The sequence below is a fragment of the Janibacter sp. FSL W8-0316 genome (assembly GCF_038004165.1).
Taxonomy (GTDB): Bacteria; Actinomycetota; Actinomycetes; order Actinomycetales; family Dermatophilaceae; genus Janibacter; species Janibacter indicus.
This window is the reverse complement of record NZ_JBBOQX010000001.1, coordinates 3,344,663-3,369,406: the sequence shown is the minus strand read 5'-3', so window position 1 is coordinate 3,369,406 and position 24,744 is coordinate 3,344,663. Positions and strand designations below refer to the sequence as shown.

Below are 24,744 nucleotides of genomic sequence, written 5' to 3'. Positions count from 1 at the left end.
GTCGAGGGGTGAACCCGCACCCCTTCGAGCACGAGGTCTCCTTCGACGCTCCAGCACGCGAGCAGCTGCTCGCGTTCGTCGACGAGCACCGGGCGGCGCTCGGCCGGTGCCTCGACGACCTGACCGAGGACGAGGCGCGACGCGGCCTCGTGCCCTCGCGCACGACCCTGCTCGGGCTGGTCAAGCACGCGACCTTCGTCGAACGGGTCTGGTTCGACGAAGGGGTCCGCGGCCGCTCGCGCGCCGAGATCGGGATCCCCGCGACCCCTGACGAGTCCTTCGAGCTGAGCCCGCACGACACCATCGCCTCGGTCCGGGCCGCGCACCGCCGGGCGTGCGAGGACAGCCGGGCGGCGATCGCCGGGCTCGACCTCGACGACGTGGTGACCGGCAACCGACGGGGGCCGCTCCCCCTTCGCTGGGTCCTGCTGCACGTGCTGCGCGAGCTCGCCCAGCACGCGGGCCACGCCGACATCCTGCGCGAGCAGATCCTCGCCTCCCGCGAGGGCTGACCCACCACTCAGCAAGAGAAACTGCCGCTTCGCAAGAGTTCGAAACTCCTGCGAAGTGGCGGTTTATCGGGTGACCCGAGAATCTTGGGACAAATGGGACGACGCGAGTGCCACCGCCACATCGGCGGGCGTGCGGGGCCAGCCGGCCGCGGCCGGTTCGATCCCCATCTCGCGCAGCACCTGCACCGACCACGGCGGGCGCAGCCGGGCCGCCTCGACGAGGGCACCGTCGGTCAGGGCGTCGGTCACCTCGCCCTGGTGGACGACGTGGTCGACGACGAGCGCGACCTCGTCGGCCCAGCGCCACGCGAGGTCGACGTCGTGGGTCGACAGCACGACGGTCGTGCCGTGCCCCTCGAGCGCCGCGACGGCGGCGAGCATCTCCTCGACCCCGGCCGGATCGAGCCCCGCCGTCGGCTCGTCGAGCAGCAGCACCCGGGGGTGCATCGCGAGCGCACCGGCCACCGCGACCCGCTTGCGCTGACCGAAGGAGAGCCGGTGCACCGGGCGCTCGGCGAGTGCCTCGAGCGAGAGCACCGCGAGCGCCTCGTCGACCCGGGCGGAGACCTCTGCTGCGGGCAGCCCCAGGTTGGTCGGCCCGTAGCCGATGTCGCTGCGCACGTCGGCGCTGAAGAGCTGGTCGTCCGGGTCCTGCATGACCAGCTGCACCCGCTGCCGGTGGGCGGTCAGACCGCGTCGGGTGTGCCGCAGCACCTCTCCACCGGAGACGACGGCCCCCTCGGCCGGCTCGTGCGCACCGGACAGCACGCGCAGCAGCGTCGTCTTGCCGGAGCCGTTGGCCCCGAGGATCGCGATGCGCCGGCCGGTGCCGATCGTCAGGCTGACGCAGTCGAGGACGCCCGGAGCGCCCGGGTAGCCCGCGTGCACCCCGCGCAGGGCGAGGACGGTGGCCGCGTCGTCGGGCGGGGTCCAGGAGCCGAGGCGGTGCGTCATGCCAGCCCCGCCCGCAGCGACAGCCCGGCGAGCCCGAGGACGAGGCCCCCGGCCGCCAGGACGAAGGGGGTCGACACGGACCGGGCAGGGACGAGCGGCACGGCGGCGACTCCCCCACGACCGGCCAGTCCGTCCTCGAGGCGGCGGGCCTTGTCCCACGCGGCGACGAGCACCGCGGCGCACAGCTGACCGACCGACCGTCGCGCGGCCCGACCGCTCGCGTAGCCCAACCGCCCGGCCTGCGCGGCACGGATCGCCGACGCGGCGTCGAGCAGGGCGAAGATCATCCGGTAGGTGACGGCGGCGATGTCGACGGCCACCTCCGGCACCCGCGCCCGGCGCAGCCCGGCGAGCAGGTCGACCATCGGGGTGGTCGCCGCCAGCAGGACCATCGCGCTCGTGGCCGCGAGCGCCCGGGCGGCGACGAGCACGGCCCGGGAGGCACTCCCGCCGTCCACGCCGATCGGACCGAGGGACCACAGGTCGCCGGGACCGAGGGTCACTGCGATCGTCACTGCTCCGATGCCGACGAAGACCGCCGGCCCGAGCATCGCCCGCAGCCAGACGCCGGCCGGGACCCGGGCGAGGGCCGCGAGGCCGACGGTGCACACCCCGACGAGGCCGGCGACGACCAGCGAGGTCGTCGTCGCGGCGACGAGGAGCAGGCCCAGGCATAGGAGGGACTTCTCCAGCGTCGAGCGGGTCCGCCATCGGGAGGACCACGCCGCGTCGTCGAGGGTGGGCCTCATGCGCGGGGGTCGACCGTCTCGGTCCGGGTGCGCCGTCCCTTGAGCCGACCGAAGACGTAGCCGAGCGCGAGACCGCCGAGGCCCGCCTGCAGGGCGAAGAGCCCGGACTCGATCTCGCCGCCGGCGGGGGGCATGAGCGGCTCGAACCACGGCTCGTGGCCGGCCTCCTCGAGCTGGGCGGTCGCGGCGGCGTCGGACCCGCCGAAGGCCTCCTCCTCACCCGATGCGGCCCGGCCACCGAGGTAGAGCGCGACGACGAGGACGAGGACGATGGCGGCGACGACGAGCGCGACGCCGCGCCGACCGAGGGTCTGGGTGGACTCACGCACGAGCGGCCTCCGTGGTCTCGACGGTGTCGGCGGGCACGACCTGCAGGTCCTCCAGCTCGGGCCGCGCCCACGTGATGAGCGCGTTGAGGAGCAGCACTCCGACGAGCCCCTCGACGACGGCGAGCGGCACCTGGGTCACGGCGAAGATCCCGAGGAAGCGACCCCACGCCTCGACGAAACCGCCCTCGGGGTAGGCCAGGGCGAGCTGGGTGGCGGTCGTGACATAGGTGGCGAGGTTGGCCATCGCGACGCCGACGAAGACCCGCACGACGAAGGGGGCCGCGGCCAGCAGCCGGAAGAGCCCGTAGCCGACCCAGGGCCCGACGACCGCCATGGAGACGACGTTGGCGCCGAGCGTCGTCAGCCCGCCATGGGCGAGCAGCAGCGCCTGGAAGAGCAGCACGATCGTGCCGAGCAGGGCCATGACCGGCGGACGGAAGATGATCGCGCCGACGCCGGTGCCGGTCGGGTGGGAGCTCGAGCCGGTGACCGACGGCAGCTTGATCGCCGACATGACGAAGGTGAAGGCGCCGGCGGCGCCGAGCAGCAGGCGGGCACTCGGGTTGTCCCGCACGATGCGGGCGGCACTGCGGGTGCCGTGGATGACGAAGGGGGCGGCGACAGCAGTCCACGCGGCGGCGTGGACCGGTGGCAGGAAGCCCTCGGCGATGTGCATCAGCGCACTCTCTCTCTGGCCGGATGACGCGTCCGGCCGCTGCAGCCCTCGCCCCGGAGTTCCTGACTCGCGGAAGACCCGCTCACAGTGGCGCGACCGTCCCGGACTCTCACCGGGTTCCTCCAGGTGGAGGCGATGGCTGGGGCCGAGACTAGCGAAGCCCGCCCGGGATGTCTGCTGCCGTCCGCTCCTCGCGCCCGGCCGCGCGGCGGCAGGAGTAGAGGTGCGACTCGACGAAGCCCTCGGCCCGCAGGGCCCACCCGACGATGATGATCGCGGCCTGCCGCAGGTCGTGCGCCTCGACCTGGTCGGCGATGTCGGCGAGGGTGCCGCGCAGGACGATCTCCTCGGGCTGCTCGACCCGGTAGGCCACGGCGACGGGGCAGTCGGCGCCGTAGTGCTCGGCGAGCCGGCCGGCGAGCTCGCGGGCGCGGCGGATCGCCAGGTGAAGCACGAGGGTCGCACCGGTCGCGGCGAAGGCCTCGAGCGATTCCCCCGACGGCATGGCCGTCGAGTCCCGCTGGGCGCGGGTGAGCACGACCGACTGGGCGACCTCGGGCACGGTGAGCTCGCGGCCGAGCCGGGCGGCGGTCGCGGCGTAGGCGGCGATGCCGGGCGTGATGTCCCACGGCACGCCGGCGGCGTCGAGCCGGCGGGTCTGCTCGGCGATCGCGGAGTAGACGCTCGGGTCGCCGGAGCACAGCCGGGCGACGTCCTCGCCCCGCTCGTGCGCGGCGACGAGCTCGGCGGTGATCCCGTCGAGGTCGAGGTCCTGGGTGTCGACGAGCCGCGCGCCATCGGGGCAGTGCTCGAGGACGGCGGCATCGAGGTAGGTCCCGGCGTAGAGGCAGACCGGGCTCGCCGCGAGCAGGCGGGTCGCCCGGATCGTCAGCAGGTCGGCGGCACCCGGGCCGGCGCCGATGAAGTGAACGGTCATGTCGGGTCCTCGGATTCGGTACGGATCGCGGCGATCTGGGTGACGGTGCGGGCGGGGGTCCACGACAGGAAGCGACCGAGCGGGACGGCCCGCTCCACGGACAGGCGGGTGAGCTCGCCGCCGGTGCGGGCGTGCCGGCCGATGAGCGCGGCGTCCCCCTCGAGCGTCACGGCGTGCGCGACGAGGCGTCCGCCGGGGCGAAGGGAGGACCAGGCCCGGTCGAGCAGGTCGGGGTCGAGCCCGCCGCCGACGAAGATCGCGTCGGGCGTCGGCAGCGTCGCCAGGTCGGTGCTGCCGGTGTCGCCGACGACGACGTCGACGCGGCCGGCGAGGCCGAGGGCGGCTGCGTTGTCGCGGATGCGCTGGGCGCGGGTCGCGTCGCGCTCGACGCAGGTGACGGTGGCGCGGTCGGCGGCGAGGCACCACTCGAGGGCGACGGAGCCGTTGCCGGCACCGAGGTCCCACAGGTGGGCTCCGGGGGTGGGTCGCAGTCGGGCCAGACCGCTCGCCCGCACGTCGCGCTTGGTCAGCTGGCCGTCGTGGTCGATGAAGTCCTCGGGGCGCCCCGGGACCGGTCCGGCGGTCGCGGCAGTCGCCGCGGGGTCGTCGGCGCGCACGTCGAGGCAGGCGACCACGAGGTCGGGGGTGGCCTGGGCGAAACTGTCGGCGCGCTCGGAGCGAGCGCCCTCGTCGGGGCTGCCAAGGTGCCAGCGGGCGGTGAGCATGCTTGCGCCCCAACCGTGCTCGGTGAGCAGTGCGCCGAGCCGAGCCGGGTCGCCGCCCCCGGAGAGGAGGACGACGAGTCGCGCGCCGGGGGCCAGGTGGGGCAGGACCGCGCGCAGGTCGCGCCCGACGGTCGTGACGACGACGGTCTCCTCGGCGGACCACCCCTGACGGGCCCGGGCGAGGGCATCGCTGCCGATGGCGGGGTGGACGCGCACGCGGTCGGCGCCGACGAGCTCGACGAAGGTCGTGGCGATGCCGGAGCGCAGCGGGTCACCGCTGGCGAGGACGACGGCGTCGGGGTGCGCCTCGACGAGGGCGGGCAACGCCGGGCGAAGGGGGCTGGGCCAGGGCACGAGCTGCGCCTCGGGTGCGTGGGGGGCGACGAGGTCGAGGTGACGGCCGCCCCCGACGAGGGTCGCGGCACCGCTGATGAGGGCGCGCCGGGCCTCGTCCAGACCGGACCACCCGTCGTCCCCGATACCCACGACCTCGATCACGGACGCCCACCCTAGGGCCTCGCCCTCCTGTGAGAGGATCGCGCCCAGGCACTCCCCCGAGGAATCCGGTGCAACTCCGGAGCGGTCCCGCCACTGTCACGGCCCACGCGGCCCGAGCCAGACACTCGGTCGGTGCCCGTCGTCGCGAACCCGCGTCGATGTCGTCGGACGGCGAGCGTGGACACTCGCCAGGAGGCCGCCACTGTGAGCCGCACCGGGTCCCGGACCCCCACCTTCCCCTTCACCGCGCTCGTCGGTGCCGACGAGCTGACGTCGGCGCTGCTGCTGAGCGCGATCTCGCCCGAGATCGGCGGCGTCCTCGTCCGCGGCGAGAAGGGCACCGCCAAGTCGACCGCCGTCCGCGCCCTCGCCTCGGTCCTGCCCGAGCAGCGGGTGGCGAGCGAGTGCCGCTTCGGCTGCGACCCCGACCGCGACGAGGACTGCCCCGACGGCCCTCACGAGGGCGCGGCCACGACCCGCCCGGCCCGCCTCGTCGAGCTGCCCGTCGGTGCGACCGAGGACCGCGTCGTCGGCTCCCTCGACCTGCGCCGAGCCCTGGGCGACGGCGAGGCCGCCTACCAGCCCGGCCTGCTCGCCGAGGCCCACCGCGGCATCCTCTACGTCGACGAGGTCAACCTCCTGCACGACCACCTCGTCGACGTGCTGCTCGACGCTGCCGCCATGGGGCGCAACACCGTCGAGCGCGACGGTGTCTCGATCTCGCACCCGGCGCGGATCACCCTCGTCGGCACGATGAACCCCGAGGAGGGCGAGCTGCGCCCGCAGCTGCTCGACCGCTTCGGCCTGACCGTCCACGTCGCCGCGAGCCGCGACCCGCACGTGCGCGCCGAGGTCGTGCGTCGCCGGCTCGAGGCCGACCTCGACCCGGCGGGCTTCGCGGCCCGCTTCGCCGACGCCGAGGCCGAGCTCACCGCGCGCCTGGCCGTGGCCCGCGAGGCGGTGCGCCGGGTCGCGCTCGACGAGCGGACCCTGCGGACCATCGCGCGGGTGTGCGCCGGATTCGACGTCGACGGCATGCGCGCCGACATCGTCACCGCCCGCGCCGCCGCGGCGCACGCCGCGTGGGAGGGTCGCGACCACGTGACCCGCGAAGACATCCGGGCCGCAGCGCTGCTCTCCCTGCCCCACCGCCGCCGTCGTGCCCCCTTCGACGCGCCGGGTCTCGACGAGGACCTGCTCGACCGGCTGCTCGACGAGGAGCCCGAGGACGACCCGCCGGGCGGCGGCGAGGAGGAGCCCGACGGCGGGGACCAGCCCGACGAGGGCCCGGGCGAGGCGCCCGACGCCGACCCCTCGAGCCCGGCCCCGAGCTCGACGTCGTCCGAGGACCAGCCCCCGACCGGGCCCCAGTCGTCCGCCGACCCGACCCCCGACTCCACGGACGAGTCGGCGGAGGCCCCCGAGTCACCCCCTTCGCCCCCTGCCGGTGCCCAGCAGGCCCCCACCGGCACCGCCGCGGCCACCGAGCCCTACCGGGCCCGTCGCCTCGAGCTCACCGGCGTCGGCGCCGGCCCGACCGGTCGCCGCTCCCCCGCGCTCACCCCCCGCGGGCGGGTCGTCGGCAGCCACCCGGCCGGGCACGAGCCCGCCGGGTCGCCGGTGCACCTGACCGCCACCCTTCGTGCCTCCGCCGCCCGCCGCGCGGCCCACACCGGACCCGCCCGGGTGACCGGCGACGACCTGCGCCACGCCGTGACCCGCGGCCGCGAGGCCAACCTCGTCCTCCTCGCCGTCGACGCCTCCGGCTCGATGGCCGCGCGCAAGCGGATGGGCGAGGTCAAGACCGCCGTCCTCTCGCTCCTGCTCGACGCCTACCAGCGGCGCGACCGGGTGGGTCTGGTGACCTTCCGCGGGACGGGCGCGGAGCTGGCGCTGCCGCCCACCTCGTCCGTCGACGCCGCCGCCGCGCGCCTCGCCGAGATGCCGCACGGCGGACGGACCCCGCTCGCCGAGGGCCTGACCGAGATCGCCAGAGTCGTTGCGAGAGAGCGCATCCGCGACCGCAACCAGCGCGCCCTCGTCGTCCTCGTCACCGACGGTCGGGCCACCGCGGGCCCCGACGCCCTCGCCCGGGCCCAGGCCATCGCCGACGCCTGGGGGCACACGGCGGAGACCGTCGTCGTCGACTGCGAGTCGGGCCGCTTCCGCATGGGCCTGGCCGCCGACCTCGCCCACCGCATGGGCGCCGAGCACATCGCCCTCGAGCAGGTCGCCGCGAGCGGCCTCGTCGAGATCGTCACCGACCGCACCGCCTCCCGAAGGAGCGCCGCCTGATGGCCCAGGGGCAGACCCCCGTCACGCCGAAGGACGGGCTCACCACGCGGCAGCGCCGCAACCGGCCGCTCGTCGTCGTCCACGGCGGCGTCGGCAAGGGCAAGTCAACGGCGGCCTTCGGCCTCGGCCTGCGCGGGTGGAACCAGGGCTGGTCGATCGGCGTCTTCCAGTTCGTCAAGTCAGCGAAGTGGCGCATCGGCGAGGAGGAGGTCTACAAGACCCTCGGCCGGGTCCACGAGGAGACCGGCGAAGGGGGCCCCGTCGAGTGGCACAAGATGGGCTCCGGCTGGTCCTGGTCGCGCAAGGCCGGGTCCGAGGAGGACCACGCCGCCGACGCGCGTGAGGGCTGGGAGGAGATCAAGCGTCGCCTCGCCGCCGAGACGCACACCGTCTACATCCTCGACGAGTTCACCTATGTCATGAAGTGGGGCTGGGTCGAGCTCGACGACGTCATCGACACCCTGACCAACCGGCCCGGCTACCAGCACGTCGTCATCACCGGCCGCGACCCGCACCCGCGGCTGCTCGAGATCGCCGACGTCGCGACCGAGATGACCAAGGTCAAGCACCCCTTCGACCAGGGGCAGAAGGGCCAGAAGGGCATCGAGTGGTGACGGCCCTCCCCCGGGTGCTCGTCGCGGCGCCCGCCTCGGGCCACGGCAAGACGACGATCGCCGTGGGGATCATGGCCGCCCTCGCCCGGCGCGGTCTGACCGTCGCGCCGGCCAAGGTCGGGCCCGACTACATCGACCCCGGCTACCACGCGCTGGCGACCGGCCGCCCGAGCCGCACCCTCGACCCGTGGCTCGTGGGCGAAGGGAGGGTCGCTTCCCTCCTCGCCCGCGGCGCCACCCACCCGACCCTCGCGGACGTCGCGGTCCTCGAGGGCGTCATGGGCCTCATGGACGGACGGCTCGGGGGCGACGGCTTCGCCTCCAGCGCGCACGTCGCCACCCTGACCCGCACGCCCGTCGTCCTCGTCGTCGACATCAGCTCGACCTCACGCACCGTCGCCGCCACCGTGCACGGCCTCGCGACGATCGACCCCGAGCTCGACGTCGTGGGTGTCGTGCTCAACAAGGCCGGCACCCCGCGCCACGGCCAGGAGGCCCGCCGGGCGGTCGAGGCCGTCGGCGTCCCCGTGTGGGGCGTGCTGCCCCGCGACGCCGCGATGCACGTGCCCTCGCGCCACCTCGGGCTCGTCCCCGCCGCCGAGCGCGGCGAGGCCGCAGCGACGCTCGACCACATCGCCGCCGTCGCCGAGGAGCACCTCGACCTCGACGCGCTGCTCGCGGCCTCCCGCACGGCCCCCGACCTCGATCTCGAGCCGTGGGCCCCTGCCGCCGCCCTCCCTTCGCTCCAGTCCCCGCTCCCTGAGGAGCGTGCTCTGCATTCGTCCCGACGGGAGGTGGTCGTGGCCGTCGCCGGGGGCCGCGCCTTCACCTTCCGCTACCCCGAGACGGTCGAGCTCCTGGAGGCCGCCGGCGCCCGGGTCGTCGAGCTCGACCCGGCCCGCGACGCCGCGCTGCCGGAGGGCACGAGCGGGCTCTACCTCGGCGGCGGCTTCCCCGAGGTGCACGCGCGCACCCTGGCGACCAACCGCCCTCTCGTGCACCAGATCCGCACCGCCATCGCGGCCGGCATGCCGACGATCGCCGAGTGCGCCGGCATGCTCTACCTCGCCGAGACCCTCGACGACCACCCGATGGTCGGCGCCCTGCCGGCCCGGGCCGCGATGGGCCGCCGCCTCACCCTCGGCTACCGCGAGGCGACCTCGCTCGTCGACTCCGTCCTCGGCCCGGCCGGGACCCGGGTCGCCGGCCACGAGTTCCACCGCACGGTGACCGATCCCCCCTTCGGCACGAGCGCGGCATGGGACCTCGGTGGCCGCACCGAGGGCTTCGCCCTCGACCCCGCCGGCACCGGTCGCGCGACCCTCGTCGCCTCCTACCTGCACACGCACTGGGCCGGCTCGCCCTCCGTGGCGGGGTCCTTCGTCGAGGCCGCTCGTGGCTGGGGCCACGACGCCCCGCGACCGGCTCAGCCCTTGAGTCGCACCACCCCGGCCCGATCCACGTCCTTGGCAGACCCCCTTCGTCATCACGGGGACGCCGAGGTGTCGAGCGAGCTGGTGGACCTCGCCGTCAACGTGCGGCTCACCCAGCCGCCGGGGTGGCTCGCGCAGGCCCTCGCCGAGGAGCTGTCGACCGTCGCGGCCTACCCCGACCCCACCCGGGCTCGGGATGCGATCGCCGCGCGGCACGGTGTGGCCCGCGACCAGGTGCTGCCGACGAGTGGTGGGGCCGAGACCTTCACGCTGCTCGCGCGGGCGCTGACACCGCGCGACGCGGTCGTCGTGCACCCGCAGTTCACCGAGCCCGAGGCCGCGCTGCGCGCCGCGGGGCACGAGGTGCGGCACGTCCTGCTGCGGCCGGAGGACGACTTCGCACTCACGACCCAGGCGCTCGGGCAGATCGGCGACGCCGACCTCGTCGTCGTCGGCAACCCGACCAACCCGACGGGCGTGCTCCACCCGGCAGCGACGCTGCGCTCGCTCGTGCGGCCCGGCCGGGTGGTCCTCGTCGACGAGGCCTTCATCGACTCCGTCCCCGGCGAGCGCGAGACGCTCCTGGGGGGCGACCTCACCGGCCTGCTCGTCGTGCGCTCGCTGACCAAGACCTGGGCCGTCGCCGGCATCCGCGCCGGCTACGTCGTCGGAGACGCCGAGCTCGTCGCGGCCCTGGCCGAGCACCAACCGCACTGGTCCGTGGGCTCCCTCGCGCTGCGCGTCATGATCGAGACCGCCACCCCGGCCGCACTCGTCGAGGCCGACCGGGCCGCCGAGGAGATCGCCGGGTGGCGGGCCCACCTCATGCGGGGGCTGCACACGCTGGGCATCCCGACCGCCGGCGGGGACGCCCCCTTCGTCCTGGCCCGGGTCGGCACGGGTGTCCGCGAGGCGCTGCGCGATGCCGGGTGGGCCGTGCGGCGAGGCGATACGTTCCCGGGGCTCGACACCGCATGGGTGCGGATCGCCGTCCGTGACCCCCACACCATCGACGGGTTGCTGAGAGAGCTGACCCACCTGCACCACCGGAGGACCGCATGACCGACGCCACCACCGCCACCGGGCGGGTCATCCTCGTCGGCGGAGGTCCGGGCGACCCCGGACTGCTCACCGTCGCCGGACGCGACGCCCTCGCGGCGGCCGACGTCGTCGTCACCGACCGCCTCGGTCCGGTCGCGGCGCTCGACGAGATCGCCCCGCAGGCCGAGATCGTCCACGTCGGCAAGATCCCCCGCGGCGAGTTCACCCCCCAGGAGCGGATCAACGAGCTGCTCGTCGAGCACGCCCGCGCCGGCCGGACCGTGGTGCGGCTCAAGGGCGGCGACGGTTACCTCTTCGGCCGCGGCGGCGAGGAGTGGAACCACTGCGTCGCCGCCGGCGTGCCCGTCGAGGCCGTGCCGGGCGTCTCCTCCGCCTTCTCCGTGCCGGCCCTCGCCGGCATCCCGGTGACCCACCGCGGCCTGTCCCAGGGCGTCGCGGTCGTCTCCGGGCACGTCGCCCCCGACGACCCGTGCAGCGAGGTCGACTGGGCGGCGCTGGCCACCTCGCGTCTGACGATCGTCATCCTCATGGGGGTCGCCACCCTCGGGGCGATCGCCGAGGCGCTCGTCGCGGCCGGCCTGTCCCCCGACACCCCCGCCGCGTGCATCGCCGACGGGGCCACCCCGCAGCAGCGCTCGGTGCGGGCGCCCCTGTCGCAGATCGCCTCCGCGGCCGACGAAGGGGGCTTCGCTCCCCCGGCCATCACGGTCGTCGGTGACGTCGTCGGCGCCCTCGACTCACCGGCCCCCACCTCGCCGTGAGCGCGTCCGAGGGGCTGCGCCTGGCCGTCGGGACCTTTACCCGGTTACCGAGTGGCCGGGTGACGATCACCCCCGACACCGCGCGCACCGCGCTGCTCCTCGCGCCGCTCGCGGTCCTCCCCCTCGCGCTCCAGGTCGTCCTCGTCGGGCTCACCGTCGAGATCGGCGTGCCACCGCTCGTCGCCGCGGGCCTCGCCCTCGGCGTGCTCGCCCACGGCTCACGGGGCATGCACCTCGACGGCCTGGCCGACACAGTCGACGGCCTCGGTGCCGGCTGGGACCGCGAGCGGGCGCTCGAGATCATGCGGCGCGGCGACGTCGGCCCGATGGGGGCGGTCGCGCTCGTCGTCGTGCTGCTCGTGCAGGCCGGGGCGATCGCCACTCTCCTCGGGTCCGGCTGGCGCGGGGCCCTCGTCGTCGGGGCCGCCGTCGTGGCGTCCCGGGCGGCTGCCGCCGCCGTCTGCGGTCGCGGGCAGCAGGCCGCGCCGGGCTCGAAGCTCGGGACGGCCTTCGTCGGCACCGTGCCCTTCGTCGGCGCCGCGCTCGTCGTGCTCGCCGTCGCTGCGCTCCTCGTGGCATCGGTGCTGCCGGTCGCCCTGCTGCTGGGGGGTCTGGGTGGCGGGAGCTCCGCGGCCCCCTCCTGGATGGTCGCGCGGGCCGTGCTCGTGGCGGCAGTGGCCGCGCCCGTGGCCGTCTGGGCGGCGATCTCGCTCCGGGACAAGGCTGTTCGCACCTTCGGCGGTGTGGGTGGCGACGTCATCGGGGCCGGTGTCGAGGTGGCTCTCACCGTGCTGCTCGTCCTGCTGACGGTGGCCTGGTGAGCATGCGCGTCCTCGTCACCGGCGGCGTCCGCTCGGGCAAATCACGGCACGCCGAGTCCCTCCTGCTGCCCCCGCACGTGCCCGAGGGCACGCCCGTCACCTATCTCGCGGCCGGCCCGCAGCGCGACGACGCCGACTGGGCGGCTCGCGTGGCCGCGCACCGGCAGCGGCGACCGGCGACCTGGTCGACCGTCGAGAGCACGGACGCGGCGAGTGGCCTGTGGGAGGCCGAGGACCCGGTCCTGCTCGACTGCCTCGGCACCTGGCTGACCGCCCAGCTCGACGAGATCGGGGCCTGGGAGGCACCCGAGCACCACTGGGGCCCCGCGCTCGAGCAGCGGGTGGACGACCTCGAGGCGGCCTGGCGAGCAGCCCCCCTCGTCGTGGCCGTGACCAACGAGGTCGGCTGGGGGCTGGTCTCGGAGCACCGCTCCGGACGGATCTTCGCCGACCGGCTCGGCTGGCTCAACCAGCGCATCGCCGCGTCCGCCGACCGGGTCGACCTCGTCGTCTCGGGGCAGGTGCTGACGATCAAGGGGGCCGGGTGAGCGACCCCGTTGCCATCGGCCTCTTCCTCGGGTGGGCGGCCGACCGGGCTCTCGGCGACCCACGACGAGGGCACCCCGTCGCGCTCTTCGGCACGTGGGCCGGCTGGGTCGAGACGCGCACCCATCGCGACTCCCGGGCCGCCGGTGTCCTCACCGAGGCGCTCGTGCTCGCGCCGCCGCTCGCCCTGGGGGTCGCCGCCACGCGCCTGCCCGGGCCGGCGCGTGCCCTTGCGACCGCGGCCCTGACCTGGGCGGCACTCGGTGGCACGAGCCTGGGTCGCGAAGGGCTGGCGGTGCACGACCTGCTCGCCTCCGACGACCTCCCCGGAGCGCGCACCCGGGTCCGCAACCTCGTCGGTCGGGTCACCGACGACCTCACCGCCGACGAGGTCGCCCGGGCCGCCGTCGAGTCCGTCGCGGAGAACACCTCCGACGCCGTCGTGGGCACGCTCGTCTGGGGTGCCGCGCTCGGCCCGCTCGGCGTCGTCCTCCACCGGACGGCCAACACCCTCGACGCGATGCACGGCCACCGCACGGCCCGCTATACCCGATTTGGTTGGGCCGCAGCCCGACTCGACGACCTGCTGGGCTGGGTCCCCGCCCGGGCCACCGTCCTCGCGACCGCTGCGGCCTCCCCCCTTCGTGCCGGTGAGGTGGTGCGCACGGCGGTGCGGGACGGGCGCGACCACCCCAGCCCCAATGCCGGTCCGGTCGAGGCGGGCTTCGCCGCGGCCCTGGGCCTGCGCCTCGGTGGGCGGACGGTCTACGCGAGCGGCGCCGAGGACCGGGTCGTCATGGGCTCCGGTCCGGCGCCTACCGTCGCGGACCTGCCGCGCGCCGTGCTCCTCGCCCGCCGAGTGGGTGTCGTCACGCTGGTCGCGGTCGTCGGGGCCCGCCTGCTCGCCCGCCGCTGAGTCGGGTCAGTCGCTGATCTGGCCCTCGACCCACGTCGTGGCGGCGTCGGCATCGCTCGCCTCCGCGACGCCCGGCGCCCGCGCCGGGCGCGACACGACGACGACCGGCACCCCGAGGTGTCGGGACGCGTCGAGCTTGGCCTCGGTGTAGCGACCACCCGAGTCCTTGGTGAGCAGCACGGTGACGCCGTGCTCGCGCATGATCGCCTCCTCGTCGGCGACGGCGAAGGGCCCCCGCGAGCGCAGCACGGTCCAGGCCGCCGGCAGCGGCCGCTCCGCAGGCTCGACGAGCCGGACGAGCACCGGCCGGTCGGCCCAAGCGTCGATGTGGTGGTGCAGGGTCTGCCGCCCTGTCGTGACGAAGGGGGTCCCGCCCACCTCGTCCGCCGCCTCCCGGGCAGCCACGTGGTCGCCCACCCAGGTCCACGACGCGGCGTCCGGGTGCTGCGCCCAGCCGGGCCGGGCCAGCCGCAGCAGCGGCACCCCCAGTGACGAGCAGGCTTGTGCCGCATGGGCGCCCATCGTCGCGGCGAAGGGGTGGGTGGCGTCGACGACCGCGCTCACCTCGTGCTCACGGAGCCAGTCGGTCAGGCCAGCGACCCCACCGAACCCGCCGATCCTCACCGGCCCGACCGGCAGTCGCGGCTGCGACACCCGGCCGGCGAGGGAGGAGGTGAGGGGCACCCCCTGCGCGTCCAGGCGGGCGGCGAGATCCCTCGCCTCGGCGGTCCCTCCGAGGATCAGCACGTGCGACATGGGCTCACCCTCCCACGCACAGGTTGTCCGCATACGGTCACCCCGTGCAGCACCTCCTCGACCGCCTCTCCCCCGCGAGCCCCGCACCCGAGCTCGCCGGGTGGACCCTCGTCGCCGTCCTCGCGCTCGGCTGCGTCGCGGCGACCTGGTGGCCGGCGTGGCGGGTGCTGCGGCTCGTCGTCACCCTCGTCCACGAGCTCGGGCACGCCCTCGTGGGCGTGGCGTGCGGGCGACGCTTCACCGGCTTCGTCCTGCGCTCGGACATGTCCGGCCACGCCGTCACCGTGGGCCCCGCCAGCGGTGCGGGCGTGGTCGCGACGACCTGGGCCGGCTACCCGGCTCCGGGGATCGTCGGCGCCCTGCTCGTGGGGCTCGCGACGGCCGGGTGGGCCGCCCCGATGCTCACCCTCCTGCTCGTTGGGCTGCTCACCACCCTGACCCGGGTGCGCTCGGCGCTCACCGGACTCGTCGTCGTCGCGGTGCTCGCGGCGGGCGCCGCCCTGTGGTGGTGGCGCGACGATGCCCTGCAGCAGCAGGTCCTCGTCGGTGTGGGCCTCCTGCTCCTCGTGGGGGCCTGGCGCCACCTGGCGACGATGCTCGTCGGCATCGAGTCCCGCAGTGACCCGGGCTCGCTCGCCCGTACGACGGGGGTGCCTGCGGTGCTGTGGGTCGCGAGCTTCGCCCTGGTCCTCGCCGGCGCGACCTGGCTCGCCGCCAGCAGCCTCCTCGGTGCCGTGGGAGTCTGAGACATGTCCTCACCACTGCGTGCCGTCGGGCAGGCGCTGCTCGGTTCCTTCCTCGTCCTCGCGGGCGTGGCCCACCTGACCTTTGCCCGCACCGAGTTCCGGGCCCAGGTGCCGCCGTGGTTCCCCGCTGACGCCGACCTCGTCGTCCTCGTCTCGGGTGTCGTCGAGATCGCCGTCGGCGCGGCCCTGCTCCTCGTCTGGCGCCATCCCGCTCGAGCCGTGGTCGGCCTGGTGACGGCAGCTCTCTTCGTCGCGGTCTTCCCCGGCAACATCGCGCAGCTCACCGAGCACCGCGACGCCTTCGGACTGACGAGCGACACCTCACGGGCGGTCCGGCTCGTCTTCCAGCCGGTGCTCGTCGTGTGGGCGGTGTGGAGCACCGGCGCCTGGCGCTGGTGGCGCCGGCGTCGGGTGCCCCCGCCCGAGCAGCACGCCTAGGCGGCGAGCCAGCCGTCGACGATCTCGAGGACGTCGATCAGCTCGTGCGCGACGCCATCGGGCTCGACGTCGACGGTCACCTGCTGGTCGGCCGGGATGTCGCTGTGCGGCACCCAGATCGCGCGCATCCCGACCTCCTGGGAGCCGAGCACGTCCTCGAAGAGCCGGTCGCCGACGTAGACGGCATTGGCCATCGGCACGCCGACGGCCGCGGCCGCGGCCTCGAAGGCCTCCCGGTGCGGCTTGACCACCTGGATCTCCGACGAGTAGACGTCGCCGTCGATGAGGTCGAGCACGCCGTCACGCTCGAAGATCTCGCGGTGGTAGTCCCCGCTCCAGATGGTGTTGGACAGCACCCCGACCTTGAGACCCCGAGCGCGCAGCCCCTCCCAGAGCGGCCGCACCTGCGGGTCGGTGTGGGTGTGCGGCTCCCAGAAGCGACGGTAGGCCGCGAGCGCGACGTGGTGCCGGTCGTGCTGTGGGTCGATGCCGGCCTTGCGCAGGATGTCGTCGAGGTGCGCGCCACGCTGCTCGTCGCGCACCTGCTGCCAGGCATCGGCCTCGACGGCGTGGATCCGCTCGGCGAGCTCGTGTGCGCGGTCGAGGTCCTCCTGCGGCACCTCGTCGGACTCGATCGGGATGCCGTGGACCTCCCGCGCGAAGACGCGCCACTGCTGGCCCAGGTCGATCGTGTGCCACGGGGTGAGCGTGCCGCCCCAGTCGAAGATCACCGCCTCGACGGGCCCGGCCTCGGGCCGCTCACGCACGGTGAGCGGGTGGCGCATCTCGTCGACGCTCACGCGCCGCCACGCACCTCGGCGAGCACGGCCTCGACGGCCTCCCCCACCGGCACCTCGCGGCGCTCACCGCTGCGGCGGTCCTTGACCTCGACGACCCCGTCGGCCAGGCCCTTGCCGACGACGAGGATCGTCGGGACACCGATGAGCTCGGCGTCCTTGAACTTCACGCCCGGGCTCACCTTGCCGGCGCGGTCGTCGAAGAGGACGCGGACCCCCTTCGCCTCGAGCTGCGCGGAGAGGTCGCCAGCGGCGGTGAAGATCTCGTCGCCCTTGCCCGCCGCTACGACGTGCACGTCGAAGGGGGCGAGCTCACGCGGCCAGATGAGGCCCAGCTCGTCGTGGTTGTCCTCGGCGACGACACCGACCGCACGGGTGACGCCGACGCCGTAGGAGCCCATCGTCACGGTGACGAGCTTGCCGTTCTCGTCGAGGACCTTCAGGCCCAGAGCCTCGGCGTACTTGGTGCCGAGCTGGAAGATGTGGCCCATCTCGACGCCGCGGGCGAGGGTCAGCGTGCCGGAGCCGGTCGGGCTCGGGTCGCCCTCGCGGATCTCGGCGGCCTGGATCGTGCCGTCGGCGGTGAAGTCACGGCCGTGCACGAGGTCGATGACGTGCTTGCCGTGCTCGTCGGCGCCGGTGACCCAGGCGCTGCCCTCGGCGATGCTCGGGTCGAGCAGGTAGCGAATGCCGGCGGACCGCTCGGACCCCAGGACGCCGGGGCCGATGTAGCCCTTGGCCAGCTCGGGGTGGGCGGCGAAGTCGGCCTCGCCGAAGTCCTCGACCTCGGCCGGCGCCACCTGCGCCTCGAGGCGCTTGGCGTCGACCTCGCGGTCGCCGGGCACGCCGATGGCCAGCGGCTCGCGCCACGGCTCGTCGTGCTCCTCGTCGGCGGGGTGGACGAGGGTCACGAGGACGTTCTTGAGGGTGTCGGCAGCCGTCCACTCGCGGCCGTCGGTGCGCGGGTGCGCGGAGTTGAGAGCAGCGACGAGGGTCTCGATCGTCGGGGTGTCGGGGGTGTCCTCGACGTGCGCGGGACCGGCGGTCACCTCCACCGGCGGGGCCTGCGGCACGACGACGGCCTCGACATTGGCCGCGTAGCCGGAGGCGTCGCGCACGAAGGTGTCCTCACCATTGGGGCTGACCGCGAGGAACTCCTCGCTCGCGCTGCCACCCATGGCACCGGAGTCGGCGTGGACGATGACGTACTCGAACCCGAGCCGGTCGAAGATCTTGATGTAGGCGTCGCGGTGCGCGTCGTAGGCCTTCTGCAGGCCGGCGGCGTCGACGTCGAAGGAGTAGGAGTCCTTCATGATGAACTCGCGGCCGCGCAGCACGCCGGCGCGCGGGCGGGCCTCGTCGCGGTACTTCGTCTGGATCTGGAAGAGCGCGAGCGGCAGGTCCTTGTAGGAGGTGTACATGTCCTTGACCGCGAGGCAGAACATCTCCTCGTGGGTCGGTCCGAGGAGCATGTCGGCGTCTTTGCGGTCGACGAGCCGGAAGAGGTTGTCGCCGTACTCGGTCCACCGGTTGGTCGCCTCGTAGGGCTCCTTGGGCAGCAGCGCCGGGAAGGACAGCTCCTGGGATCCGATCGCCTCCATCTCCTCGCGCACGATCGCCTCGACCTTGCGCAGGACCTTCAGCCCCAGCGGCAGCCAGGTGTAGATGCCCGGTGCGGCGCGGCGGATGTAGCCGGCCCGCACGAGGAGCTTGTGGCCCGGCTGCTCCGCGTCAGCGGGGTCCTCCCGGAGGGTGCGGAGGAAGAGGGAGGACATGCGGGTGACCACGGACGGTGCTCCTGGCGGGTCGAAGGGGGTGTACCGCGTCAGGATATCCGCTCACCCATGAGCGCCGCCCCCGCAATACCGAGCTGTCGGGTCACGAGCCGCACCGCGGCCCGCTCGGCCCGGTCCGGCCGCGAGAGCGCGACGATCCACCGGGCGGAGGGCACGTCGACGAGCGGCACGAGGGCGAACTCGTCGGCCGAGCGGGTCGTGTAGCGCGGCAGCAGGGCCAGGCCCTCGCCGGCCGCCACGAGCGCGGCGACGAGGTGGTTGTCACGGATGCGCAGCCGCCGGTGCAGCGGGCGGGCGCAGGTGGCCTCGATCCGCTGGAGGACGGTGTCGAAGGGGTAGTGCTCGGGCACGCAGATCCACGGCTCGTCGACGACGTCCTCGGGTCGGAGCGTGGCGCGAGCGGCGAGCGTGTGGTCCGGCGGCACGGCGACGTCGAGCGGCTCACGGGTGAGCACGGTGGCGACGAGTCCCTCGCTGCCGACCGGCACCTCGCTCGTCAGCGAGTGCGCCACGACGATGTCCGCGTCGGCCGCGGCACGTGCGTAGTCGTGCTCGGCGAGGTCGAGGTCGTCGATGCTCAGCTCGACGTCGCTGTCGGAGAGCAGGACGAGCGCACCCGGCAGCAGGGCAGTCAGCCCGCTTGGGAGGCCGGCGACGCTCACCCGCCCGGTCGGCCGGCCACGGTGCTCGGACAGCCGTGAGTCCACGCGCGCGATCGCCGCGGCCACCTCGTCCGCGCCGTCGGCGAGCAGCTCGCCCGCCTCGGTGAGCCGCAGGCCCCGCCCGTGGGGTTCGACGAGCGGCGTGCCGGCGACCCGCTGGGCCGTGCGCAGCTGCTGCGACAACGCCGAGGGAGTCCGGTGCGTCGCCGCGGCGACGGCGGCAAGACTGCCTCGTTCGCGCAGGTCGCGCAGCAGCTCGAGGTGCCGGATGTCCATGCAGGCAGCCTAAAGGGAATCGTCATGATGATTCGCTTGTCCTGCACAGTCAGGTGACCGACGATCGTCGAGTGCCGATCCGCCACCGCCTGCTCGCCGTCGTCGTCGCCGTCCTCTGGGGCGCCAACTTCGTCGCCATCCACGCCTCGCTCGAGATCTTCCCACCCTTCCTGTGCTCCGCGCTGCGCTTCACCCTCATGGCGATCCCGACGATCCTCTTCGTCCCCCGCCCCCAGGTGCCCACGCGCTGGCTCGTCGGCTACGGCATCGGCTTCGGCATCCTCCAGTTCGCCTTCCTCTACCTCGCGATGGACGCCGGCATGCCGACCGGTCTGGCCTCCCTCGTGCTGCAGAGCTCGGCCCCCTTCACCGTCGTCCTCGGCGCGGTCCTGCTCGGCGAGCGGCTGAGCGGCCGCGCCGCGAGCGGCGTGGCGGTCGCAGCCCTCGGCATGGCCGTCGTCGGCTCCCAGCGGCTCGACGCGGAGGCAGGGCTCCTCCCCTTCGTCCTGACGCTCATGGCCGGCCTCGGCTGGGCCTTCGGCAACCTCGCCTCCCGCCTGGCCGCGGCACCGAAGCCGCTCCACCTGACGATGTGGATGACGGTGATCCCGCCGGTCCCGATGCTCGTCCTGTCGCTGCTCGTCGAGGGGCCGGAGCGCATCGGCACGGCCTTGGCCGACTCGCTCTCCACCGCGGCGATCCCCGCCTGGCTGGGCCTGGCCTACACGACCGTCCTCGCGACGCTCGTGGGCTCGGGCATCTGGACCTGGCTCATGGCCCGCCACCCGTCGGGGACGGTCGCCCCCTTCTCCATGCTCGTGCCGGTGACCGGCCTGGCCCTCGCGTGGCTCCTCCTCGACGAGGTGCCCGCACCCCTCGAGCTCGTCGGAGGCGCCCTGGTCGTCGGCGGGGTCCTGTGGGCCTCGACCCGGCGCCACTCCGCACCGCTGGCCGCAGATCCCGTCCCGGACGCAGCGGTCCCCGTGGGAAGGTGACGCCATGAGCGAGGACGTCATCCGCACCGTCGACGAGCTGCGTGACGTCGTCGGCCACCCGCTGCCCCGGACCCGCGACAAGGTCACCGACCGCCTCGACGAGGTCCACCGCCGGTGGCTGGAGCACACCCCCTTCGTCGTCCTGGCGACCGCCGGCAGCGAAGGTCGCACCGATGCCAGCCCCAAGGGAGACCCGCCCGGACAGCTCGTGCACGTCATCGACGAGCGCACCGTCGCCCTCGCCGAGCGCCCGGGTAACCGGCGCGTCGACGGCTACCTCAACGTGCTGGACAACCCGCACGCCGGGCTCGTGTGCATCATCCCCGGGCGCGGGGACACGCTGCGGATCAACGGGCGGGCTCGCCTGGTGCGCGATGCTCCGTGGTTCGACGAGATGGTCGTCAAGGGGCACCGTCCGTTGCTCGCCCTCGTCATCGACGTCGAGGAGGTCTTCTTCCACTGCGCCAAGGCCTTCATGCGCAGTCGCATGTGGCACCCGGACGACTGGGACCCGACGGCGGTCTCCTCCCGCGCCGAGATCGCCCAGCTGCTCGAGCGGCCCGACGAGACGATCGAGGCCCTCGAGGAGTACTACGGCTCGCAGTACTCGACCGGCCTCTACTGAAGCGCAGCCACCAGCTCGGGCAGCACCTGCGCGGCGGTGCCGCGCACGACGTGGTGGCACATGTCGGAGATCTCGGTGTCGACGGGGTTGACCTCCACGACCGTCGCGCCCTCGGCCCGCGCCATCGCCGGGTAGCCCGCGGCCGGGTAGACGATGCCGGAGGTGCCGATGACGAGGACCACGTCGCCCGGCTCGAGGGCCTCGATGGCCGCCTCGGTCGCGGCGACGGCGTCGTCCGGCAGGACCTCACCGAACCACACGACACCGGGACGCACGTCCCCTTCGCACTGCGGGCAGGTCGGCGGGTCGATGCGCTCGGTCGGCTCCGCGGGCAGGTCGACGTCACCGTCGTAGGGGGTCTCGCAGTCGCTGCACCGCAGCGCGAAGATCGACCCGTGCAGGTGCGCGGCGACGGCCGAGCCGGCGCGCTCGTGGAGGTCATCGACGTTCTGCGTCGAGATCGTCACCTCACGCAGGCCGGCGAGCTCGGCGAGCGCCCGGTGACCGTCGTTGGGCTCGACGCCGCGGACCAGCTGCATCCGCCACGCGTACCAGGCCCAGACGAAGGGAGGATCCAGCCGGAAGGCCTCGGCCGTCGCCAGCTGGCTCGGGTCGAACTCCTCCCACAGCCCGGTCTGGGCATCACGGAAGGTCGGCACGCCCGACTCCGCGCTCATCCCGGCCCCGGAGAGGACGAGGACGCGGCGGGCGCCGCGCACGGCGTCGACCACCTCGTCGGGAATCGTCATGGACTCGTTCTCGACGTCGGTCATGATCCCTCCGAGATGGTCGGCTGCTCGTACTGGGCACGGGTGCCGTGGCCCCGGAAGCCGAGGCGTTCGTAGAGCGAGCGGGCGGGGTTGTCGCAGCCGACGGCCAGCCAGACCTCGTCGGCACCGGCCCGCTGGAGGGCCGTGAGCGAGCGGGCGACGAGGTGGGCGCCGAGCCGGTGGCCGCGCCACTCGGGGACGACCCCGACCTCCTCGATCCACCCGTCGGAGAGGGTGACGAAGCCGGCGACGTGGCCGCTGCGGTCCATCGCGACCCGCGAGTCCTCCGGCTGGAAGCCGCGCTGCTCGCGCAGCCACCGACCCCAGGCACGGGAGCTGCCGGCGGTGTAGCCGGGCCGGTCACCGAAGGAGGCGGCGTAGGCGTGGCGGAAGGCCTCGGAGGTGTCGTCGGTGAAGGGCAGGGTCACGATGTCCTCGGGACGCCGGACGAAGGGGATCGAGCGCAGGCTGTGCCGCATGATCGACTCCGCGAAGCCGCGGTGCAGACCGAGCTCGGCGAAGAGGGTCTCCGCCTCGGGGCTCACCGAGTCCAGGACGAAGCGCACCGGGCCCACCGAGTGGCCGATGACCCAGTCGGCGATCTCCTGCCCGATCCCCTGCCCCATGGCGGCGGGGTCGATCAGGCCGGTCGCCGTCCGAGAGCCGTCGGCACTGATGCCGATGGCGGCCGCCGCGACGATGTCACCGAGCTCGTCCCGCCCGCAGATCGACAGGTCGGTGAGGTAGCCGTCGCGCAGGTGCTGCGGGTCGGCGAGGTCGGGCAGCCCGCCGTCGCGGTCGAGGCAGGCCTGCCCGAGGCGGACGAGCGAGGCGACGTCCTCCTCCGTCGTGGGCGACCACTCGAGCGTGCTCATCGTCAGCCGCCCCGGGCGGCGCGCAGCGCCGTGCGCACCAGGGGCCACTGGAGCGGCAGCCGGGCCAGCGTCCCGGCGAAGAAACCGACCGCCTGCGGCGTGCCCTTGCGCCGTGCCCGACGCCCGTGGTCGACGCTCATCTGGACATTGGCCGGCAGCACCCCGAGGAGGAGCGCCGCGCTGGCCCAGCCGGCGGCCGGGCGCGTCGCCGGCACGAGCAGCCCTGCACCGCAGGCGATCTCGGCGACCCCTGAGGCGAGGACGAGCTCTCTGGCCCGCCCGCGCAGGGGCGCGGGGATGATCGGCTCGTAGACCTCGGGACGCACGAGGTGCAGCACCCCACCGCCGACGAGGAGGACAGCCAGGCCGGTCGTGGGCAGGTCGGGTCGGGTCATCAGGTCTCGTCTCCCTCTCAGAGGATCTGTCGCAGGTTGACCCGCGACAGGTCGAGCAGCTCGTCGCCGCGTCCGGACATCACGGTACGCAAGGCGTAGAGGGTGAAGCCCTTGACCTGCTCGGCGGAGATCGCCGGCGGGATCGTCAGCTCCTGGCGTTCGGTGACGACGTCGACGAGCGCCGGGCCGTCGTGGGCGAAGGCCTCGCGCAGGCTCGTCTCGAGATCGGCGGCCTCGGTGACCCGCCAGCCCTTGATGCCGCAGGCCTCGGCGACCTGCGAGAAGTCGGGATTGTGCAGGTCGGTGCCGAAGCCGGGCAGGCCGGCGGCCTTCATCTCGAGCTCGACGAAGTTGAGCGAGGAGTTGTTGAGCACGACGATCTTGATCGGCAGGTCGTGCTGGCGCACGGTGAGCAGCTCGCCCATGAGCATCGCCAGGCCACCGTCACCGCTCAGCGTGACGACCTGCCGCTCGGGCTGCGCGAGTTGCGCGCCGACGGCCTGCGGCACGGCATTGGCCATCGACCCGTGGATGAAGGAGCCGATGAGCCGCCGGTCACCCCGGCACTCGAGGTAGCGCGCGGCGTAGACGACGGGCGAGCCGACGTCGGGGATGAAGACGGCGTCGTCGGCGGCGATCTCGTCGACGAGCCGAGCGAGGTACTGGGGGTGGATCGCCTCGTGCTTGCGGCCCCCGAGCAGTCCCTTCTTGGGCGGCTCGGCGAGCTCGTCGAGCTTGTCGCGCGTCTTGCGGTAGTGCTTGACCGAGTCCTCGAGGTGCTTGCGGTCGCGGGCCGGCTGCAGCAGCGGCAGCAGGGCCCGGATCGTGTCGCCGACATCGCCGACGAGCCCGAGGTCGAGCGGCACCCGCCGCCCGAGGTGCTCGCCCCTGGTGTCCACCTGGATGAAGCGCGCGCCCTCCGGGTAGAACTGCCGGTAGGGGAAGTCGGTGCCGAGCATGAGCACGGTCTCGGCCTCCTCCATCGCCCGGTAGCCGGAGGCGAAACCGAGCAGGCCGGTCAGGCCGACGTCGAAGGGGTTGTCCCCCTCGATGTCCTGCTTGGAGCGAAGGGTGTGCACCACCGGTGCCGCGAGCAGGTCCGCGAGGGCGAGGACGTCGTCCTTCGCTCCTGCTGCCCCGGCCCCGACGAGCAGGGTGGTGCGCTTCGACGCGCCGAGCAGCTGCGCGGCCCGCTCGAGCTGGTCTGGGGCGGGGACGATCCGCGCGCGGGCCCGCTCGACGACGGTCACCCGCTCGTCGGCGGCCTCGGTCTGGGCGACGTCTCCGGGGACGACGAGCACGGCGACCCCGCGCTCCTGGATCGCCGCGCGCATCGCGGTCTCGAGCATCCGCGGCATCTGCGAGGCGTCGGTGACCATCTCTGCCCAGACGCTGCACTCTCGGAAGAGCTCCTGCGGGTGGGTCTCCTGGAAGTAGCCGCTGCCGATCTCTGAGCTCGGGATCTGGGCCGCGATGGCGAGCACCGGCACCCGGCTGCGCTGCGCGTCGAAGAGACCGTTGATGAGGTGGAGGTTGCCAGGGCCGCAGCTGCCGAGGACGACGGCCAGGTCGCCGGTGAGCTCGGCATCGGCCGCGGCGGCGAAGGCGGCGGACTCCTCGTGGCGCACCAGCCGCCAGGCGATCGATCCGTCCCGGCGCATGGCCTCGGTGAAGCCGTTGAGCGAGTCCCCCGGCACGCCGTAGGCGCGGGTGACCCCGTTGGCCCTGAGGGTGGCGATGACGTTGTCGGCGATGGTGCCCATGCGCAACTCCTTGCTCGGGAAC

Annotated in this window: 26 protein-coding genes and 2 riboswitches; of the genes, 12 read left to right on the top strand and 14 right to left on the bottom strand. The window is 74.2% G+C overall.

Going from position 1 to position 24,744, the window contains the following annotated elements; all coding sequences use genetic code 11:
- The first annotated feature begins 65 nt into the window (after positions 1-65).
- The gene (locus NYE39_RS16500) at positions 66-512 is read left to right on the top strand and encodes a DinB family protein (RefSeq protein WP_445667090.1); all 447 of its coding nucleotides are present in this window, start codon (positions 66-68) and stop codon (positions 510-512) included.
- Positions 513-575: 63 nt separating this feature from the next.
- Here the strand turns inward: NYE39_RS16500 and NYE39_RS16495 are convergent, their stop codons facing one another.
- The 6 genes from NYE39_RS16495 to NYE39_RS16470 form a co-directional block, all read right to left on the bottom strand.
- Positions 576-1,466, bottom strand: coding sequence for an energy-coupling factor ABC transporter ATP-binding protein (locus tag NYE39_RS16495; protein WP_072624192.1), 891 nt, complete (start codon positions 1,464-1,466; stop codon positions 576-578).
- Positions 1,463-2,215 (bottom strand): cobalt ECF transporter T component CbiQ, encoded by a 753-nt coding sequence (gene cbiQ, locus NYE39_RS16490; RefSeq protein WP_072624191.1) that lies wholly within the window; start codon positions 2,213-2,215, stop codon positions 1,463-1,465. Before cbiQ ends, NYE39_RS16495 begins: the two co-directional genes overlap by 4 nt.
- Entirely contained in the window at positions 2,212-2,544 is a 333-nt protein-coding gene (locus tag NYE39_RS16485) for an energy-coupling factor ABC transporter substrate-binding protein (protein WP_072624190.1), read from the bottom strand. Before NYE39_RS16485 ends, cbiQ begins: the two co-directional genes overlap by 4 nt.
- Positions 2,537-3,220: an energy-coupling factor ABC transporter permease gene (locus NYE39_RS16480; protein ID WP_072624189.1), complete on the bottom strand. Its 684-nt coding sequence runs from the start codon at positions 3,218-3,220 to the stop codon at positions 2,537-2,539. The genes NYE39_RS16485 and NYE39_RS16480 overlap by 8 nt, the downstream gene beginning before the upstream one ends.
- A gap of 56 nt (positions 3,221-3,276) precedes the next feature.
- Positions 3,277-3,343, bottom strand: a riboswitch (cobalamin riboswitch).
- Between the two features lie 28 nt (positions 3,344-3,371).
- Positions 3,372-4,157: a precorrin-4 C(11)-methyltransferase gene (gene cobM, locus NYE39_RS16475; RefSeq protein ID WP_072624188.1), complete on the bottom strand. Its 786-nt coding sequence runs from the start codon at positions 4,155-4,157 to the stop codon at positions 3,372-3,374.
- On the bottom strand, positions 4,154-5,380 hold the full coding sequence (locus NYE39_RS16470; protein WP_072624187.1) for a bifunctional cobalt-precorrin-7 (C(5))-methyltransferase/cobalt-precorrin-6B (C(15))-methyltransferase: 1,227 nt from the start codon (positions 5,378-5,380) through the stop codon (positions 4,154-4,156). Before NYE39_RS16470 ends, cobM begins: the two co-directional genes overlap by 4 nt.
- A 58-nt stretch (positions 5,381-5,438) precedes the next feature.
- Positions 5,439-5,507: riboswitch (cobalamin riboswitch) on the top strand.
- Between the two features lie 50 nt (positions 5,508-5,557).
- Between NYE39_RS16470 and NYE39_RS16465 the strand changes: the two genes are divergently transcribed.
- From NYE39_RS16465 to NYE39_RS16435, 7 genes are read left to right on the top strand one after another with little or no spacing between them, the layout of a single operon-like run.
- On the top strand, positions 5,558-7,675 hold the full coding sequence (locus tag NYE39_RS16465; RefSeq protein ID WP_341013322.1) for a VWA domain-containing protein: 2,118 nt from the start codon (positions 5,558-5,560) through the stop codon (positions 7,673-7,675).
- Positions 7,675-8,289 (top strand): cob(I)yrinic acid a,c-diamide adenosyltransferase, encoded by a 615-nt coding sequence (gene cobO, locus NYE39_RS16460; protein ID WP_341013321.1) that lies wholly within the window; start codon positions 7,675-7,677, stop codon positions 8,287-8,289. Before NYE39_RS16465 ends, cobO begins: the two co-directional genes overlap by 1 nt.
- A complete protein-coding gene (locus tag NYE39_RS16455) occupies positions 8,286-10,784 on the top strand; it encodes a cobyrinate a,c-diamide synthase (RefSeq protein ID WP_341013320.1) in 2,499 nt (832 codons plus the stop codon). The genes cobO and NYE39_RS16455 overlap by 4 nt, the downstream gene beginning before the upstream one ends.
- Positions 10,781-11,545 (top strand): uroporphyrinogen-III C-methyltransferase, encoded by a 765-nt coding sequence (gene cobA, locus NYE39_RS16450; RefSeq protein WP_072624183.1) that lies wholly within the window; start codon positions 10,781-10,783, stop codon positions 11,543-11,545. Before NYE39_RS16455 ends, cobA begins: the two co-directional genes overlap by 4 nt.
- Positions 11,542-12,366: an adenosylcobinamide-GDP ribazoletransferase gene (locus NYE39_RS16445; RefSeq protein WP_072624182.1), complete on the top strand. Its 825-nt coding sequence runs from the start codon at positions 11,542-11,544 to the stop codon at positions 12,364-12,366. The genes cobA and NYE39_RS16445 overlap by 4 nt, the downstream gene beginning before the upstream one ends.
- A 2-nt stretch (positions 12,367-12,368) precedes the next feature.
- A complete protein-coding gene (locus NYE39_RS16440) occupies positions 12,369-12,914 on the top strand; it encodes a bifunctional adenosylcobinamide kinase/adenosylcobinamide-phosphate guanylyltransferase (protein WP_341013449.1) in 546 nt (181 codons plus the stop codon).
- Positions 12,911-13,828, top strand: coding sequence for a cobalamin biosynthesis protein CobD/CbiB (locus NYE39_RS16435; RefSeq protein WP_341013319.1), 918 nt, complete (start codon positions 12,911-12,913; stop codon positions 13,826-13,828). The genes NYE39_RS16440 and NYE39_RS16435 overlap by 4 nt, the downstream gene beginning before the upstream one ends.
- Before the next feature lie 6 nt (positions 13,829-13,834).
- Here NYE39_RS16435 and NYE39_RS16430 read toward each other — a convergent pair whose 3' ends face one another.
- Positions 13,835-14,584, bottom strand: coding sequence for a cobalt-precorrin-6A reductase (locus NYE39_RS16430; RefSeq protein ID WP_072624179.1), 750 nt, complete (start codon positions 14,582-14,584; stop codon positions 13,835-13,837).
- Positions 14,585-14,628: 44 nt separating this feature from the next.
- Here NYE39_RS16430 and NYE39_RS16425 point away from each other — a divergent pair, with 44 nt between their 5' ends.
- Both NYE39_RS16425 and NYE39_RS16420 read left to right on the top strand, forming a co-directional pair.
- A complete protein-coding gene (locus NYE39_RS16425) occupies positions 14,629-15,330 on the top strand; it encodes a M50 family metallopeptidase (protein ID WP_341013318.1) in 702 nt (233 codons plus the stop codon).
- Between the two features lie 3 nt (positions 15,331-15,333).
- Positions 15,334-15,768: a DoxX family protein gene (locus NYE39_RS16420; protein ID WP_072624177.1), complete on the top strand. Its 435-nt coding sequence runs from the start codon at positions 15,334-15,336 to the stop codon at positions 15,766-15,768.
- Here the strand turns inward: NYE39_RS16420 and NYE39_RS16415 are convergent.
- Genes NYE39_RS16415 through NYE39_RS16405 form a run of 3 tightly spaced genes read right to left on the bottom strand, consistent with a single transcriptional unit; the run spans position 15,765 to position 19,299 of the window.
- Positions 15,765-16,568 carry an HAD family hydrolase gene (locus tag NYE39_RS16415; protein ID WP_083546034.1) on the bottom strand — a complete coding sequence of 268 codons (804 nt, stop codon included), beginning with the start codon at positions 16,566-16,568 and terminating at the stop codon, positions 15,765-15,767. The genes NYE39_RS16420 and NYE39_RS16415 overlap by 4 nt on opposite strands.
- Entirely contained in the window at positions 16,565-18,340 is a 1,776-nt protein-coding gene (locus tag NYE39_RS16410) for a proline--tRNA ligase (protein ID WP_341013317.1), read from the bottom strand. The genes NYE39_RS16415 and NYE39_RS16410 overlap by 4 nt, the downstream gene beginning before the upstream one ends.
- 50 nt (positions 18,341-18,390) lie before the next feature.
- Positions 18,391-19,299 carry a LysR family transcriptional regulator gene (locus NYE39_RS16405; protein ID WP_072624176.1) on the bottom strand — a complete coding sequence of 303 codons (909 nt, stop codon included), beginning with the start codon at positions 19,297-19,299 and terminating at the stop codon, positions 18,391-18,393.
- A gap of 71 nt (positions 19,300-19,370) precedes the next feature.
- On the opposite strand from NYE39_RS16405, the gene NYE39_RS16400 reads away from it, so the two are divergent.
- Both NYE39_RS16400 and NYE39_RS16395 read left to right on the top strand, forming a co-directional pair.
- Entirely contained in the window at positions 19,371-20,294 is a 924-nt protein-coding gene (locus NYE39_RS16400; protein WP_072624175.1) for an EamA family transporter, read from the top strand.
- Positions 20,295-20,298: 4 nt separating this feature from the next.
- Positions 20,299-20,919: an MSMEG_1061 family FMN-dependent PPOX-type flavoprotein gene (locus tag NYE39_RS16395; protein WP_341013316.1), complete on the top strand. Its 621-nt coding sequence runs from the start codon at positions 20,299-20,301 to the stop codon at positions 20,917-20,919.
- On the opposite strand, the gene NYE39_RS16390 is transcribed toward NYE39_RS16395, so the two are convergent.
- The 4 genes from NYE39_RS16390 to poxB are packed head-to-tail and all read right to left on the bottom strand — an operon-like array spanning position 20,913 to position 24,722.
- The gene (locus tag NYE39_RS16390; RefSeq protein ID WP_269466346.1) at positions 20,913-21,692 is read right to left on the bottom strand and encodes an SIR2 family NAD-dependent protein deacylase; all 780 of its coding nucleotides are present in this window, start codon (positions 21,690-21,692) and stop codon (positions 20,913-20,915) included. The genes NYE39_RS16395 and NYE39_RS16390 overlap by 7 nt on opposite strands.
- Positions 21,689-22,564 (bottom strand): GNAT family N-acetyltransferase, encoded by an 876-nt coding sequence (locus tag NYE39_RS16385; RefSeq protein WP_192911736.1) that lies wholly within the window; start codon positions 22,562-22,564, stop codon positions 21,689-21,691. Before NYE39_RS16385 ends, NYE39_RS16390 begins: the two co-directional genes overlap by 4 nt.
- Before the next feature lie 2 nt (positions 22,565-22,566).
- Positions 22,567-22,959 (bottom strand): DoxX family protein, encoded by a 393-nt coding sequence (locus tag NYE39_RS16380; protein ID WP_192911735.1) that lies wholly within the window; start codon positions 22,957-22,959, stop codon positions 22,567-22,569.
- A gap of 17 nt (positions 22,960-22,976) precedes the next feature.
- Positions 22,977-24,722 carry a ubiquinone-dependent pyruvate dehydrogenase gene (gene poxB / locus NYE39_RS16375; protein ID WP_192911734.1) on the bottom strand — a complete coding sequence of 582 codons (1,746 nt, stop codon included), beginning with the start codon at positions 24,720-24,722 and terminating at the stop codon, positions 22,977-22,979.
- Between the last annotated feature and the right edge of the window lie 22 nt (positions 24,723-24,744).